This is a genomic window from Halalkalibacter okhensis (genome assembly GCF_000787375.1).
Classification (GTDB): domain Bacteria; phylum Bacillota; class Bacilli; order Bacillales; family Bacillaceae_D; genus Halalkalibacter; species Halalkalibacter okhensis.
The window spans coordinates 61,569-75,634 of record NZ_JRJU01000006.1 but is presented as its reverse complement, the minus strand read 5'-3'; the positions used below and the strand labels follow the sequence as shown (position 1 = coordinate 75,634).

General features: G+C 37.9%; 15 protein-coding genes. 10 read left to right on the top strand and 5 right to left on the bottom strand.

Annotated features, from left to right (window positions below; genetic code table 11):
* A complete protein-coding gene (gene lpdA, locus LQ50_RS06595; protein WP_034627344.1) occupies window positions 1–1,410 on the top strand; it encodes a dihydrolipoyl dehydrogenase in 1,410 nt (469 codons plus the stop codon).
* 118 nt (window positions 1,411–1,528) lie between these two features.
* On the opposite strand, the gene LQ50_RS06590 is transcribed toward lpdA, so the two are convergent.
* The 3 genes from LQ50_RS06590 to LQ50_RS06580 all read right to left on the bottom strand — a co-directional run bounded on the left by LQ50_RS06590 (window position 1,529) and on the right by LQ50_RS06580 (window position 4,944).
* Entirely contained in the window at window positions 1,529–1,975 is a 447-nt protein-coding gene (locus tag LQ50_RS06590) for a hypothetical protein (RefSeq protein WP_034627342.1), read from the bottom strand.
* Between the two features lie 193 nt (window positions 1,976–2,168).
* On the bottom strand, window positions 2,169–3,785 hold the full coding sequence (locus LQ50_RS06585; RefSeq protein WP_034627338.1) for a glycine betaine uptake BCCT transporter: 1,617 nt from the start codon (window positions 3,783–3,785) through the stop codon (window positions 2,169–2,171).
* 118 nt (window positions 3,786–3,903) lie between these two features.
* On the bottom strand, window positions 3,904–4,944 hold the full coding sequence (locus LQ50_RS06580; protein ID WP_034627337.1) for an FUSC family protein: 1,041 nt from the start codon (window positions 4,942–4,944) through the stop codon (window positions 3,904–3,906).
* Window positions 4,945–5,102: 158 nt separating this feature from the next.
* Between LQ50_RS06580 and LQ50_RS06575 the strand changes: the two genes are divergently transcribed.
* The 4 genes from LQ50_RS06575 to LQ50_RS24865 all read left to right on the top strand — a co-directional run bounded on the left by LQ50_RS06575 (window position 5,103) and on the right by LQ50_RS24865 (window position 8,027).
* Window positions 5,103–5,945, top strand: a complete 843-nt coding sequence (locus LQ50_RS06575; protein ID WP_084138637.1) for a polysaccharide deacetylase family protein — start codon at window positions 5,103–5,105, stop codon at window positions 5,943–5,945.
* A gap of 134 nt (window positions 5,946–6,079) precedes the next feature.
* Window positions 6,080–7,168, top strand: a complete 1,089-nt coding sequence (locus LQ50_RS06570) for a M23 family metallopeptidase (RefSeq protein WP_034627335.1) — start codon at window positions 6,080–6,082, stop codon at window positions 7,166–7,168.
* A gap of 103 nt (window positions 7,169–7,271) precedes the next feature.
* Window positions 7,272–7,721: a hypothetical protein gene (locus LQ50_RS06565; protein WP_034627334.1), complete on the top strand. Its 450-nt coding sequence runs from the start codon at window positions 7,272–7,274 to the stop codon at window positions 7,719–7,721.
* 180 nt (window positions 7,722–7,901) lie between these two features.
* Window positions 7,902–8,027 carry a GapA-binding peptide SR1P gene (locus tag LQ50_RS24865; RefSeq protein WP_084138636.1) on the top strand — a complete coding sequence of 42 codons (126 nt, stop codon included), beginning with the start codon at window positions 7,902–7,904 and terminating at the stop codon, window positions 8,025–8,027.
* A 139-nt stretch (window positions 8,028–8,166) separates the two neighbouring features.
* On the opposite strand, the gene LQ50_RS06560 is transcribed toward LQ50_RS24865, so the two are convergent.
* Window positions 8,167–9,642, bottom strand: a complete 1,476-nt coding sequence (locus LQ50_RS06560) for an aminotransferase class I/II-fold pyridoxal phosphate-dependent enzyme (protein WP_034627332.1) — start codon at window positions 9,640–9,642, stop codon at window positions 8,167–8,169.
* A 218-nt stretch (window positions 9,643–9,860) separates the two neighbouring features.
* On the opposite strand from LQ50_RS06560, the gene LQ50_RS06555 reads away from it, so the two are divergent.
* Window positions 9,861–10,817 carry an NAD(P)H-dependent flavin oxidoreductase gene (locus tag LQ50_RS06555; RefSeq protein WP_034627331.1) on the top strand — a complete coding sequence of 319 codons (957 nt, stop codon included), beginning with the start codon at window positions 9,861–9,863 and terminating at the stop codon, window positions 10,815–10,817.
* A gap of 12 nt (window positions 10,818–10,829) precedes the next feature.
* On the top strand, window positions 10,830–11,105 hold the full coding sequence (locus tag LQ50_RS06550) for a UPF0223 family protein (protein WP_034627328.1): 276 nt from the start codon (window positions 10,830–10,832) through the stop codon (window positions 11,103–11,105).
* Between the two features lie 24 nt (window positions 11,106–11,129).
* On the opposite strand, the gene LQ50_RS06545 is transcribed toward LQ50_RS06550, so the two are convergent.
* Complete coding sequence (locus LQ50_RS06545; protein ID WP_034627326.1) at window positions 11,130–11,759, bottom strand: YktB family protein; 630 nt, start codon at window positions 11,757–11,759, stop codon at window positions 11,130–11,132.
* Window positions 11,760–11,997: 238 nt separating this feature from the next.
* Between LQ50_RS06545 and LQ50_RS06540 the strand changes: the two genes are divergently transcribed.
* The 3 genes from LQ50_RS06540 to LQ50_RS06530 all read left to right on the top strand — a co-directional run bounded on the left by LQ50_RS06540 (window position 11,998) and on the right by LQ50_RS06530 (window position 14,031).
* The gene (locus tag LQ50_RS06540) at window positions 11,998–12,186 is read left to right on the top strand and encodes a YkzI domain-containing protein (protein WP_034627320.1); all 189 of its coding nucleotides are present in this window, start codon (window positions 11,998–12,000) and stop codon (window positions 12,184–12,186) included.
* A 147-nt stretch (window positions 12,187–12,333) separates the two neighbouring features.
* Window positions 12,334–13,134 (top strand): inositol monophosphatase family protein, encoded by an 801-nt coding sequence (locus LQ50_RS06535; protein WP_034627319.1) that lies wholly within the window; start codon window positions 12,334–12,336, stop codon window positions 13,132–13,134.
* 3 nt (window positions 13,135–13,137) lie between these two features.
* The gene (locus LQ50_RS06530) at window positions 13,138–14,031 is read left to right on the top strand and encodes an NAD(P)-dependent oxidoreductase (protein ID WP_034627318.1); all 894 of its coding nucleotides are present in this window, start codon (window positions 13,138–13,140) and stop codon (window positions 14,029–14,031) included.
* Window positions 14,032–14,066 lie beyond the last annotated feature (35 nt).

Genomic DNA, 14,066 nt, shown 5'->3' with positions numbered 1-14,066 from the left:
ATGGTTGTAGGAGATTTCGCAAATGAAGTAGACACACTTGTCATCGGTTCTGGTCCTGGTGGATATGTTGCAGCAATTCGCGCAGCGCAACTAGGGCAAAAAGTAACCATCGTAGAAAAAGGAGAAATGGGCGGCGTTTGTTTAAACGTTGGTTGTATCCCTTCAAAAGCATTGATTGCTGCAGGTCACCGTTACCATAATGCTAAGCATTCTGAAGACATGGGGATTATTGCAGAAAAAGTATCCATTAACTTTGAGAAAGTACAAGAATGGAAAGCTTCCGTTGTCAATAAGTTAACTGGTGGAGTAGAAGGACTACTAAAAGGAAATAAAGTAGAAATTGTACGTGGTGAAGCGTACTTTGCTTCTGAAAACTCTGTTCGTATTATGGATGAGAAAAGCGCACAAACATACAATTTCAAAAATTGTATTATTGCAACAGGATCTACACCAATTGAGATCCCTGGTTTTAAATATACGGATCGCGTCATTAATTCAACTGGTGCTTTGGCTCTTAAAGAAGTACCTAAGAAAATGGTCGTTATTGGTGGAGGCTACATTGGTATTGAGTTAGCTGGTGCTTATGCGAATATGGGAACAGAGGTTGTTGTTCTTGAAGGCTCAAAGCAAATTCTTGGCGGATTTGAAAAACAAATGGCTAAGGTTGTTGAACGTCGTTTGAAAAAGAACGGTGTTGAATTCAAGATGGAAGCACTTGCTAAAGGTGTAGAAGAGACAGGTGACGGCGTAAAAGTAACAGCTGAGGTAAAAGGTAAGGAAGAAGTCTTCGAAGCTGACTACTGCTTAGTAACAGTTGGTCGTCGTCCAAATACAGATGAGATTGGCCTTGAGCAAATTGGTGTTGAAACAACAGATCGCGGTATTGTTAAGATCGATAAGCAGTGCCGTACAAGCGTTTCAAATATCTATGCAATTGGTGATATCGTAGAAGGTCCACCGTTAGCTCACAAAGCATCTTATGAAGGGAAAATTGCTGCTGAAGCCATTGCAGGTGAAAAGTCTGAAATAGATTACCTTGCAATTCCAGCTGTTGTATTCTCTGATCCTGAGCTAGCAAGTGTTGGTTATACAGAAGCAGAGGCAAAAGATGCTGGGTTTGATGTCATTGCATCTAAATTCCCATTTGCGGCTAATGGACGTGCGTTATCTTTAAATGAAACAGATGGATTTATGAAACTTGTTACTCGCAAAGATGACGGACTTGTTATTGGTGCTCAAGTAGCCGGCCCTAACGCTTCTGATATGATTGCAGAGCTAGGTCTTGCGATTGAGACAGGAATGACTGCTGAAGATATTGCTTTGACGATTCATGCACATCCTTCCCTTGGTGAAATTACGATGGAAGCAGCAGAAGTTGCTCTTGGTACACCAATTCATATTGTTAAGTAATAAAAGAAAGACCTTCCGCTTTTGTGGAAGGTCTTCTTTGTGGAACGAACATGTGAAGAACATCTCAAACGCAATAATGTATGCCAAACAGCCATATTTAATAAACAAATCCAGCTTCTTATAAAGAGAAACTGGATTGTTCTATGTAATGAAGGGATATAGTCTTGCGGACGCTTTTTGCTTCTTTTTCTATTCGAAAGACTTCCATTAATTGAGTTAATATTTCGTCTTTTGTGAAAATACCTTCCATTCGTAAATCTTCATGACTACCGGTTATGACAAGCATTGTTGGGAATTGTTCAATGTTAAAATAACGAATGGCGTCACGTTCATCTGCGTCAATAATTAAAAATGAGGGCATTTCACTTGGATGATTTTGTTTGAGTTCGAGTAACGCATCATAATATGTCTTCTCATCTTGCATCGAAGAAGAATCTGAAAAAAGGACAGTAATTGTTTCGTCAGTGTGCTGCTCTAAAGGATTTTCCATCGAAGACGCTGTTGAAAAACAAGAGCTTAATAATAGAATAGATCCTATTATCATTAATTCGATACACTTGTCCATTACTAGTCACTTCCTTTTTCAAAAATTACAATTTTTTACTAATTACGTAATGATACTTCATTTTATCACGCATTCATTCACTTAGGATATTTATTATATAAATGTAATCAAATAGAAATATTTAGGACTTTTATGTGACAAAAGGCGTCTCTCCAAAGGTAAAAAATGGAGAGACGCCTTTCAGTTTATCATTTTATTTTTTCTTTTTTTGTTCTGCCTTTTCTTTTTTGAAGGCAGATTTCTCTTCTTTTAATCGTTCCCGTTCTTGTTTCAGTTCATAACGTTCAAGACGAATACGTTCTTTCTCACTTGCTAAAGTTGGTTTCTCAGCCTTTAATGATTTCATGATCGAGAATACCATCATAATCATAATAATCGTAAAAGGGAGAGCGGCGATAATGGCTGCTGTTTGTAAGGCGCCTAAACCTTTCTCTGTAGATAGCAAAACAGCGGCTATTACTGAAATTATAAGTCCCCAAACAAACTTCACCCCATTTGGTGGATTTAAATTTCCATTCGTTGTCTGCATCCCAAGTACGACTGTCGCTGAATCCGCAGATGTGACAAAGAAAGAAGATATTAAAAAGACAGCAATAATGGACAGGAGTAAGCCTAGTGGGAATTGTTCAAGTACGGCAAATAATGCCACTTCCATTCCGCTATCAGACATGGTTTGCATGATATCTGCTGTTCCTAATCTTTGCATTTGAATGCCGGTACCACCGAAGACAGCGAACCACAACGCACCGAAAAGAGATGGCACAGCTAATACACCCACTACGAATTCCCTAATGGTCCGTCCTTTTGATACACGAGCTATAAATGTCCCTACAAATGGCGCCCAAGAAATCCACCAAGCCCAATAGAAGATAGTCCAGCCTTCAACCCACGTTGTCTCAGGGTTATACACATCGAGCCTAAAGCTCATTCCAGCTAGGTTTTGAAGGTAACTTCCAATTCCTTGTGTGAAAACACCCATTATGTAACTCGTTGGACCAAGTATTAAAACAAATAACATTAATGCTATAGCAAGGTAGACATTTGTTTTACTCAGTATACGAATTCCTTTATTTAACCCAGTTTGGGCGGAAATCATAAATAAAACAGTTACTACCAAAATGACAATTAGTTGTAGAAGTACTTGATTCAGATCTTGTAGAGCAGGTATTAAATAAGCAAGTCCTGCTGAAATTTGAGCAGCTCCAAATCCTAAAGAAGTTGCTACTCCAAAAATCGTTGCAAAGACAACTAATACATTAATAGAGGTCCCAAGCCCACCATTTGCTCGTTCTCCTAAAAGTGGCTGTAGAATAGCACTCATTACAGCTGGGGATTCTTTTCTAAATCTAAAGTATGCTAATGCTAATGCGACAACAGAATAAATCGCCCATGGATGTAGCCCCCAATGGAAGAATGCATACCGCATCGCTTCACCAGCAGCTTGAGTAGAACCTGGTTCGGCTGTTGGAGGATCAAAGAAATGGTAAAGCGGTTCTGCTACACCCCAAAAGACAAGTCCAATCCCCATTCCGGCTGTAAATAAAAAAGCAAACCAAGTTAAATAGTTGTATTCTGGTTTATCGTCAGGTTTACCTAATTTAATTCTTCCGTAAGGACTAAATATTAAGTAAATACAAAAAATCAAAAATGAAGTGGCAGCTAATAGGTAAAACCACCCTAATTCATTCGTAATAAAGCTTTGAATGCTTGTTGTGACTGCCTCTAGATTTGAAGGAGCAGCAACGCCCCATATAATGAATGCTAGAGCAATCGCAACTGAAATGGTAAAAACAGGTGTTATTTTTTTCATGATTCATCAACCTTTCTTTAAAAACCATCTTCTACCGTAACATAAAATTGGAAGTGAGTGCAAAAGATTTCCTTCAATAAATAAAAGTACCCGCAATCTCGGAATGAAAACCGATTACTTAATCATATAACGCCTGTTTTTGAAATATATAGGTTGGATAACTTGTTTCTTGCATAGAAAATCTTCGTTCATCTGTTGTTACCAATGCTAATTCAGAAGTAACTTCATTCAACGAAATCAGTTCATGGCAGATTTGTGATATGAATGAATCTTGTTTGGTTTGCTCGGATCGCATTTGTTTTATTTTTTGTATATTGGTAAAATGAGCAGTTGTTATTTGGTGATAATGATCTTCATATATAGTACAAAAAGACCTAATTGTATCGCGAAGAAGCTCCTGATCTTTTTTAGATAAAGTTTGATTTAAACGAAGATGGCAAATCTTTCCTAGATGAAATAATGTAAGGTGCAAGTAATCTAACTTTTTTTGTAAATAACCAAATGATCTTCTTTCAAACTCACACGAACGTCTATATTGCCACTCATCATGCTGAAATTGTGTTAATTGATAGGCCTTAGTTAACTCCTCGTGTAATTGCCGATAGTATTGTGTACGATCGTGTGCATCATCTAAAAAATGGGATTCGAGAATCGTAGCAAATTGCTTTGAAGTTTGTTTGTACAAAGCATCGACTTTCTTTACTAATATTGGTCCAAATTTTGGTGGAAGTATAACAAAATTCACAAAAGTTGATACAATAATGCCAATGGATGTACCAGATATTCTGATTGAAAAGTCAAAAATAGCATGGTCTGTAGTGCCGGGAATCATTGCTACAGCAGTTAAAGTAGCGACTAGTGTACCAGTATCGAGCTTAAGTTTAGAACAAGCGATTATTGTGAGCATCGCCACAATTGCATACGTGATCGCATTCTGTCCAAGTACAAAATCAGCAGCAATAGCAAAGGTTGCTCCAAGTGCTGCGGCAGGTAATCGAATCATCCCTTTTTTTAATGAATCAGCAGCTGTGGGTTCTGTTGTTACAATCGCGGTAATAACGGCAAACGTAGGTGGCAAATTAATAAGGTGGCAAACAAAAGCAGTTATGAAAACTGCGACACCTGTTTTTATTACACGTCTCCCAATCCAGCTTTTCATATCAACACGAACTCCTTAGGTCAAACTAGTTTTTATTTTCATGAAGGATACATACTAAATAAGTCCTATGATGGTTAGTATGAGAGAGAAAAAGAGAAGTTATACTCCATCTTTCGACATTTGTAGGAATGTCTGTAAGGATAGAAAGGGTGATGAGAATGGTGATACGACTATTAGTTAGTGTGTGTATGATGTGCTTCGTTATCATGGTCGGATGTCAATATGATGCTAGTCAAGGGGAAATAGAACAGGTGTCCCAATATGCAGAGAAATGGAAGGAAGAGGAGCGCGAAAAAGAGCAATCACTTGATAAAGAGGAGCATTATGAGAAGCACAGCCTTGAAACAGAAGAGATAGAAAATAACGCTGAAAAACAATATATGATTAATCAAACGAATTGGTTGGTTGAACCGATAGGTGACGCATCTGATCAAGTAGTACTTTTAACGATAGATGATGCTCCTGAACAATATAGTGTGAAAATGGCAGAAATATTGAAAGAACTAAACGTTGGAGCTATTTTTTTCGTGAATGGGCACTTTTTACAAACGGAAGAAGACCGTGAGAAGTTAAGAAAAATTCATGAGCTTGGTTTTGAAATTGGAAACCATACAATGACGCATCCAAACCTCAGTCAATTATCACCAGAAGAGCAAAAAAATGAAATTGTAGAATTAAATCTTTTAATTGAAGAAATTATCAATGAACGTCCAAGATTTTTCCGGGCACCTTATGGAGTAAATACGGATACGTCAAATCAAGTGGTAGAAGATGAAGGAATGCAAGCCATGAATTGGACGTATGGTTATGATTGGGAGAAGGAGTATCAAGAAGCGGACTCTTTAGCCGAAATCATGGTTCATAGTCCTTTGCTTACAAAAGGAGCAAACTTGTTAATGCATGATCGGAAGTGGACAAAAGAAGCGTTAGCAAAGATCGTTTTGGGACTAAAAGAGCAAGGGTATGACATTGTTCACCCTAATATGATCAAAAGTAGATAATGGTGTAACGAATTAGTGAAGAAAGCTAATTCGTTTTTTTTTTTTGCTTCTTTTATCACCTTGTCAACGGTAGTAAACAAAGGGTAAAATAGTCGATATGTGACGAATTATACATACAAGGAAAGGTGTACTATATGAAAGCAGCTAAGAAGATATTTTCCGTACTATTTGTTTTATACCTGATATCCGGTTGTCAGGTCGGGCAAAATAACACGGACAAAGAAACATCTCAATCGGAAGCCCCGATTGAAAGTGAGTATCAAGAATCAGTAGCGATTGAAATTAAAGAAAATGAAGCAAGATTTTTACTAGATGACTTACTAGAGGTTGTTGGTGGTAGCTATGAATTTGATGAAATTCACCGAACTTTGCAATTAACTATTAATGAGGACTCTTATTATTTAATTGATGAAGTTCCTGTTTTAGAAAGAAATGGGGAGTATATTCCAACGGAGGACATCTACTTAATTGTTGAAGGGGAAGTCGGGAATGAAGAGATTTATTTACCAGTGGAATTTCTTGGACAAGCTCTCGATACAAATGTTGTCTTTAATGATGAACAAGTTACGTTTGATTGGTTCGGTCCCGCTGAAAGAGTAGGTGGGCCTCCAGAAGCATTCACATTTGAAGATTGGACTGTCGATGAAATGGTTGAATACTTATCTTTTCTAGAAAAACCAATCAAAGGAGCTCAAGTTAGTAAAGTTCCGAGCCACCTACCGGGTGCTCCGAGAGCTTACCGTAACGGATTCCATGAGGGGATCGACTGGTATGATCATGCCAGCGGTGGCGGCATAACAACCGAGACGCCCATTTACGCGATGGCTGAGGGGATCGTTGTAAGAGCAGATCATGACTTTGTAGAATATGAGTCGTCAGAAATAAGAAATCAAGATCTAGCTTATACAGCCGAACTTCAAGCTACCCCTGAATATATCTTCGACAGATTAAGAGGAAGACAAGTCTGGGTTCAATATCAAGGCGGTGTGATGAATCGCTTTGCTCATCTACATGAGATTCCTAGTGATTTACAAGTTGGGGATCGTGTAACGGCTGATACGATCATTGGCTATGTTGGCAATTCAGGGACAAGTGATGGAGTAGCTGGGGACTTTGAAGCAGGCTTGCATTTGCATCAGGACCTCTTGATCTATGGTGAACTGTTTTGGAAACCTTTATCTCAAGAAGAAGTGTTAGAAGTATTAGAAAGAATTTGGGATTAATTGTGTCGACGAGAATTGCCTAAACAAACCAACCTTCGACATCCGTAATTATGGTAAGCTAAGTATAAAAGTTAGTTGATTTTGTTTGGTTGGAGGTATTTATATGGATAAGTCCTATTTTCTTGATGAGTTACGCCTAGAAATTGGCCTTGTGCGTGAACAAGTTCAAACATTATCTAGTTTCTATATTGGTATTACGAGAAAGTTTGCTACTATTATGGATGATCGTTCCTCTGTTTCGATCTTTGTGGCCACAGATCGCGATTTTGTCATGAAAGTTTGTGCTGGACCATGTTACGTAGATCAAACGATGCCATTTGGTGAGGGGATACTTAGTGAAGTGGCAATAAAAGGAGATTTGTTGTTTCAAATTGAAAAAGATATGCAAATTATTTATTTGCCATTTTATAAATCACACCATCTACTTGGGGTCATGGTGTTTTATATTTCGTTGGATTCTTATGTTGTATCTGACGATGATTTTATTTTCATAAAAGAGGTAGGGCGCTTTATTGAAGTACAGCATGAGACGTTTTACCCACATACTTATTAAAAGTTGTAGAGGATACTTAAAAGGTGCAAATCACCTTAAAAAGTATTCTCTTTTTATTTTTAAAAAAATAATTATGTCATACAATTAATGATTGACGTAACCATTAGTGTGTATTATTATGTCATTAAGGGTAATAAAACCGCTTCCAAAATACTAAAATGCATAAAGGGGATGACTCAAATGGGGATTATCATTTGCCAATCATGTAACAAGACGATCGATGTGTTTGAAGGTGAAAAAGTCACAAAGCTTTATGCAAAGGGAAATGGTTGTACGCATTGTAAACCGGCCGAACAAAAAAAATGATGATAAAAAGAAGAAGGGCATCCATTTTCGGAAGTCCTTCTTCTTTTTCTTAGAATATAAATCTGTGGAGATATTCAATCATTAGAAAAGACCACCCATTGAAAAAGGTGAAAGTCGTACCTTTTTTAGGGGTCTATTTCTATTGTATTGCTCTATGTTCTTTAATAACCCGCAATGTTTGAAATGTTCCATCCTCTGGTCCTTGTACAGGTAAACCGTTTTTTAGATTTTCTTCAATATAGGAAAGATTTTCTTCTGTGACAATCTCTCCTGGAATAAGAATAGGGATTCCAGGTGGATAAACCATTATAAATTCAGCAATAATTCTACCGGATGATTCGTGAAAAGGAACAACCTCTGTTTCAGCATAAAAAGCATCTCGAGGTGAGAGCGCCAAAGTAGGGATGTTCGGAACATAAACAGATGATGTTTGATTAGATTGAGTATTAATCGTTTTTGTAGATGCAAGTTGTGATAGGGCATCAATTAAAATATTCATTTTTTCTTGTGTATCCCCTAATGTAACGATACAAAGAATATTGTACAAATCAGACATTTCCACTTCAATAGAATGATGATCCCGGAGCCACATTTCCACTTCATGACCACTAATGCCTAAATCCCTTACACTAATTAGCAATTTTGTAGGATCAATATCAAAAGTGGCTTTTGTCCCTAAAATTTCGTCACCTACACATGCTAAACCATCTATGTTATTTATGCGGCTTCTTGCTGTTTCTGCTAAAGTGATCACTTCAGAAATCAATTGTTCCCCTTTTGTTGCAAGCTGTTTTCTGGCAACGTCTAATGAAGCTAGTAATAAATAGGAAGTTGAAGTTGTTGTCAACATGCTAATGATAGATTGAACACGGTTTGGTGATACAAGGCCCTCTTTTACATTTAGTATAGAGCTTTGAGTCATCGACCCGCCTAGTTTGTGAACACTAGTGGCTGCCATGTCAGCTCCAGCTTGCATGGCAGACATTGGTAACTTATTATGAAAATGAATATGAACACCGTGAGCCTCATCAACGAGAACAGGAACATCATAAGAGTGAGCAATTTCCACAATTTTTTTTAAATTGCCGGCAATCCCAAAATAAGTGGGGTTGATTACAAGAAGTCCTTTTGCATCAGGATGTGAGTCCAATGCTTTTTCAACTGAGTCAGTAGTAATACCGTGAGATATTCCAAGTAAAGGATCGATCTCAGGGTGAATAAAAATAGGAGTAGCTCCAGAAAAAATTATGGCAGACATAATAGACTTATGCACATTTCGAGGAACAATAATTTTGTCTCCTGGTCCACAGACAGACATAATCATGGTCATAATGGCACCGCTTGTCCCTTGAACAGAAAAAAAGGTATGATCTGCTCCAAAGGCTTCGGCAGCCAACTCTTGAGCTTCTTTAATAATGCCGTGAGGATGATGAAGGTCATCCAAAGGTTCAATATTTATCAAATCAATTGAAAGGGCATTTTCTCCAATGAACTGTCTGAATTCAGGATCCATGCCTTTTCCTTGTTTGTGTCCAGGGATATGAAATTGAATGGGTTGTTTTTCGGCGTGATTACGAACACCGGTGAACAACGGAGTAAGATGTTGTCTTGACAACAGGTTCACCTCATTTTTCTTTATAAACTAAAAACTAGTTGCCTAAAAGCTCACAAAAAGGTGAACATCCGTTTTTGCGAACTTATAAAACAAATTTGAGTATATCAAAAATGCGAGGGAATGCAAAGATTCAATACATACAATGAAATAATAATTCGACATTTTTCTTCTTACTTATATGGTACGATTTTGTCAATTCAGGAAGGGGAGGGTTTTCGATGTGGGGAAATAGAGTAACACAATTACTTGGAACTACTTATCCAATAATTCAAGGAGGACTTGCTTATTTGGCATATTCTGAATTAGCATCAGCTGTTTCGGCTGCGGGAGGGCTAGGTCAAATTACAGCGATGTCACTCTCGTCACCTCGAACGTTACGAGAAGAGATTAGAAACGTGAGGCTGAGAACAGATCAACCATTTGGTGTGAATTTTGCCATCGGACAACATGGGCGAAGCTTTGAACCTATGCTTGACGTTGCGATTGACGAATTTGTTCCGGTTATAACAATGACTGGAGGAAATCCTGCTCCGATATTAAACAAACTCAAAGATACAAAGATTAAGAAAGTGGTTTTAGTCGCATCGAGACGTCAGGCAGTAAAGGCGGAAGAGCTTGGGGCAGATGCTGTAATGGTTGTTGGGCAAGAAGGAGGGGGACACTTAGGGAGATCAGATACAGGAACTTTCGTGTTAGTTCCTCAGGTGGTGGACGCTGTGTCCATTCCTGTTATAGCCTCAGGTGGAATTGGAGATGGTAGAGGAATGATGGCGGCTTTAGCCCTTGGAGCAGAAGGAATTGAAATGGGAACTAGATTTATCGTTACAAAGGAATGTGTCCATGCACATCCGAATTATAAAAGGAACATTATTGCAGCTACGGAGGATGACACAATCGTAATTAAACGTTCATTGGGTACTCCAGGACGTGCTCTGAAGAATGAATGGACAAATAAGATTCTTCAAATTGAGAACAAAGAGCCGACCTACGACGCTTTAAAAGAGTATATTAGTGGGGAAGCGAATAAGTCCTATATCTATGGGGGGAAGGAAGATAAGGGGTTTGGATGGGCAGGACAAGTGGTGGGTAGAATACATGAAGAGTTGACAGTCTCTCAATTAATAACGAAAATAATCAATGAAGCAAACATTATTCGAAACCAATGGATGTTCTAGGAGGCGAAACAAGTGGAATCAAAGCTACCAATCTCACTTGACTGGACGACAGATGAAGTGATAGCTGTCATTCAATTTTTTGAGACCGTTGAGAAGGCATATAAACAGGGAGTCGAAAGAGAGAAACTCCTTTCTGAATATCGGAGGTTTAAAGAAATTGTTCCAAGTAAAAGTGGAGAGAAGCAACTTTTTAAACAATACGATGAAGAATTAAACATTTCTAGTTTCCAGGTTATAAAGAAAGTTCGTGAAGGAAATGAAAAGGTAATTAAAATGGAAAGAGGGTGATTCACCCTCTTTCCATTTTTGTAATTATGATTGTGACATTGCTAGTTGATAAATCGGGAGGAGTTGTTCATATGTTTCTTTCGTAAAGGTCAACAATGCCTGTCCGTCTTGGACGAGTGATTGTTCGGGCTGAAGGTGACGGCCTACCAAATATTCCGCCTTCTTTACGTCGCGTAACCTTTCTAAATCAGTTATAACATCACTTTCATTTTTTTCACCAATGGTTGTTGCGTCCTTTTTCATGTGATCTAATGAAATGACATAGTCTTCTGGCAGATCCATAATTAAATGGCTATTCGTCATCAAACTTTCTGCGATAGCTTTTTTATTAGGTGCTTCATAAATAAGTGCAAACCAAATAAAAAGGTGGTCATCAAATAAACCTAATTGAAAATGTGGATGTTTCTTATAGCCACGCTTATCATGAGCAATCGCCATCCACGTATCGTTCGGTGGATTAACTTTTCGTCTAGCATGCTTGGCAATGTGAAGATACATCTCATTTCCTAAAAGCACAGCGAGTTCATCAGCTAAAATATCGCCAAAAGCTTTAAACTTTGGTTGAATTTGTGACTGAATTGCCTCCATTCTAGCTTCAAGCCCGTCGATATGAAAAACGTCAAAATCTGACTTTGTAAATCCTTTTAAACTCATAACTTTACCTCACTTTATCATTTATATATGTATTTTATCATATCTTAGCTAATAAACTCGAATGATATGCAGTTATTAGCAAAGTCAAAAAGCAGTACTGTAATAAGATTTTATTCTTTTTGTAATTTACATTCTCTTCTACATGTAAATGTGCTATAATATAATTAATTTAAATAACAGAAAATTTAGTTTTAATAAGAAGCAAGAATTTTAAGTAAATAAAGAGGAGTGAAGCCGTATGGAACAAGTTGTGCAAGCTTTTATTCGTGAAGATGGTGAAATGAGAATTCCGGTATTGCGACTTGAAATTGATTATGAGCTAGCGACTCTTCATGATGCTTTACTCAATGAAGATTTACTTACAATTAAACAAACGAAACAACGACTTGAACAATTACGCCAAGAACTTATATTGTTGGAAGTATAGTAAGCGTAAAATTACTTGGGAGTGGCTTTGTAAATGAATAAGCTACTCTCTTTTTTTGCATTTAAAGAAGAGTTACGATTTTTCTATTTGGAAAATGTATGTCATAATGGAAATGAAAAGTGAAGTACCATTTAGGAGGTCATGTAGATGTCAGTCGACTGGTTAGAACTTGAAAAGGTTGCTAAAGCATGGACATATGAAGCTGCTGGCTTGATTAAACAATCACTAGCCAACCCAATTCATATAGAAGCCAAGTCTAATCCGGATGATTTAGTTACTGAGGTTGACAGAGCAATTGAATCATTCTTTTATCATAAGATTGATCAAACTTATCCCGAGCACCACTTTTTGGGTGAAGAAGGAATTGCAGAAGAACTTAATTCGTTAGATGGAACGGTTTGGATTATTGACCCGATTGATGGGACAATGAATTTTGTTCATCAAAAATATAATTTTGCCATCTCAGTCGCTGTCTATCATGATGGGGTCGGAATGGTTGGTCTTATTTATGATGTCATGAATGATGAATTATTTCATGCTATACGAGGCCATGGTGCTTATGTGAATAATGAAGAGCTTGTACCTGTTAAGGAACGCCCTTTACATGAATCCATTATTGGATTAAATGCGAAATGGTTAGTACAAGAGAAAAATCCATATAAAAATCCTTTGAAAGCGCTCGTACGTGATGTGAGAAGTATTCGATCTTATGGTTCTGCTGCTCTTGAAATTGCTTATGTCGCTGCAGATCGATTAGATGGATATATAAGTGTAAATCTTTCTCCTTGGGATTATGCAGCAGGGATCGTTCTATTAGAAGAGGTTGGTTGCAAGGCTTCTACCTTTAGAGGAGAACATTTAGATTACTTGCAAAAGAGTACCGTTATTGTTGGAAAGCCAAGTTTACATAAAGAAATGGTTTCTTCTTATGTTGGAGAGGAGTTATAAGTGATGAGAAAAGTAGGCTTTATCGGATTAGGAACAATGGGGTTACCAATGACGAAACATTTGATTGATTCGGGGTACGAAACTTATGTAGTAGGACGCAGCAGGGGACCAATCGATCGTGCTGTAGCGTTTGGTGCAAAAGAACTAGCTACTCCAAAAGAATTGATGGAGCAAGTCGATATGGTCATGACATGTTTACCGGTACCTCAGACAATTATTGATGTATATGAAGGTGAAAACGGATTAATTGCGGGAGCCAAAGAAGGCAAAATTGTTATAGACCATTCCACGGTGAATCGTGAAACAAATGAACATGTAGCTAATCTATTAGCTGAAAAAGGAGCTTCTTTTATTGACGCACCTGTTAGTGGGGGGCCGATGGGTGCCTCTGCAGGGACATTAACCATTATGTGTGGTGGAGAAGAAGACGCTTACGAACGAGCTCTACCAGTGATGAAAGCATTTGGTGAATATATTGTTCATGTTGGGCCAACTGGTAGTGGAACGGTTGTGAAATTGCTTAATAATATGTTAATTGGCGTACATCAATCAGCTCTAGCAGAATGCTATATCATGGCCGAAAAAGCAGGTGTAGATCCGGCTGTAGCTTATGACCTAATTAAAAGAAGTGCAGGGTTCTCCAAAAGTATGGATTGGTCTGTTGATGCGATCCTTGATCGAAACTTTGATCCCCGCTTTTCTATTAATCTTTTACATAAAGACATTAAGCTTGCCTTGCAATTAGCTGAGGAAGTGGATATGCCGCTTGATTTAATCAGGTTAGGCGAACAAAAAGTAGCTGAGGCGAAAGAAAAATACGGTGAACAAGACGTCTGTGCAATCGTTCGTCCGTTAGAGGAAAAAACAAATACGATCCTTAAAAGAAGAGAAGGATAATATGGAAAAGCACGCAAAAAGGTTGGATGTTAACC

Bases quoted from the DNA above. Each gene is read 5' to 3' on its own strand.
- lpdA (WP_034627344.1), top strand. From the start codon at position 1: ATGGTTGTAGGAGATTTCGCAAATGAAGTAGACACACTTGTCATCGGT.
- LQ50_RS06590 (WP_034627342.1), bottom strand. From the start codon at position 1,975: ATGGACAAGTGTATCGAATTAATGATAATAGGATCTATTCTATTATTA.
- LQ50_RS06585 (WP_034627338.1), bottom strand. From the start codon at position 3,785: ATGAAAAAAATAACACCTGTTTTTACCATTTCAGTTGCGATTGCTCTA.
- LQ50_RS06580 (WP_034627337.1), bottom strand. From the start codon at position 4,944: ATGAAAAGCTGGATTGGGAGACGTGTAATAAAAACAGGTGTCGCAGTT.
- LQ50_RS06575 (WP_084138637.1), top strand. From the start codon at position 5,103: ATGGTGATACGACTATTAGTTAGTGTGTGTATGATGTGCTTCGTTATC.
- LQ50_RS06570 (WP_034627335.1), top strand. From the start codon at position 6,080: ATGAAAGCAGCTAAGAAGATATTTTCCGTACTATTTGTTTTATACCTG.
- LQ50_RS06565 (WP_034627334.1), top strand. From the start codon at position 7,272: ATGGATAAGTCCTATTTTCTTGATGAGTTACGCCTAGAAATTGGCCTT.
- LQ50_RS24865 (WP_084138636.1), top strand. From the start codon at position 7,902: ATGGGGATTATCATTTGCCAATCATGTAACAAGACGATCGATGTGTTT.
- LQ50_RS06555 (WP_034627331.1), top strand. From the start codon at position 9,861: ATGTGGGGAAATAGAGTAACACAATTACTTGGAACTACTTATCCAATA.
- LQ50_RS06545 (WP_034627326.1), bottom strand. From the start codon at position 11,759: ATGAGTTTAAAAGGATTTACAAAGTCAGATTTTGACGTTTTTCATATC.
- LQ50_RS06540 (WP_034627320.1), top strand. From the start codon at position 11,998: ATGGAACAAGTTGTGCAAGCTTTTATTCGTGAAGATGGTGAAATGAGA.
- LQ50_RS06535 (WP_034627319.1), top strand. From the start codon at position 12,334: ATGTCAGTCGACTGGTTAGAACTTGAAAAGGTTGCTAAAGCATGGACA.
- LQ50_RS06530 (WP_034627318.1), top strand. From the start codon at position 13,138: ATGAGAAAAGTAGGCTTTATCGGATTAGGAACAATGGGGTTACCAATG.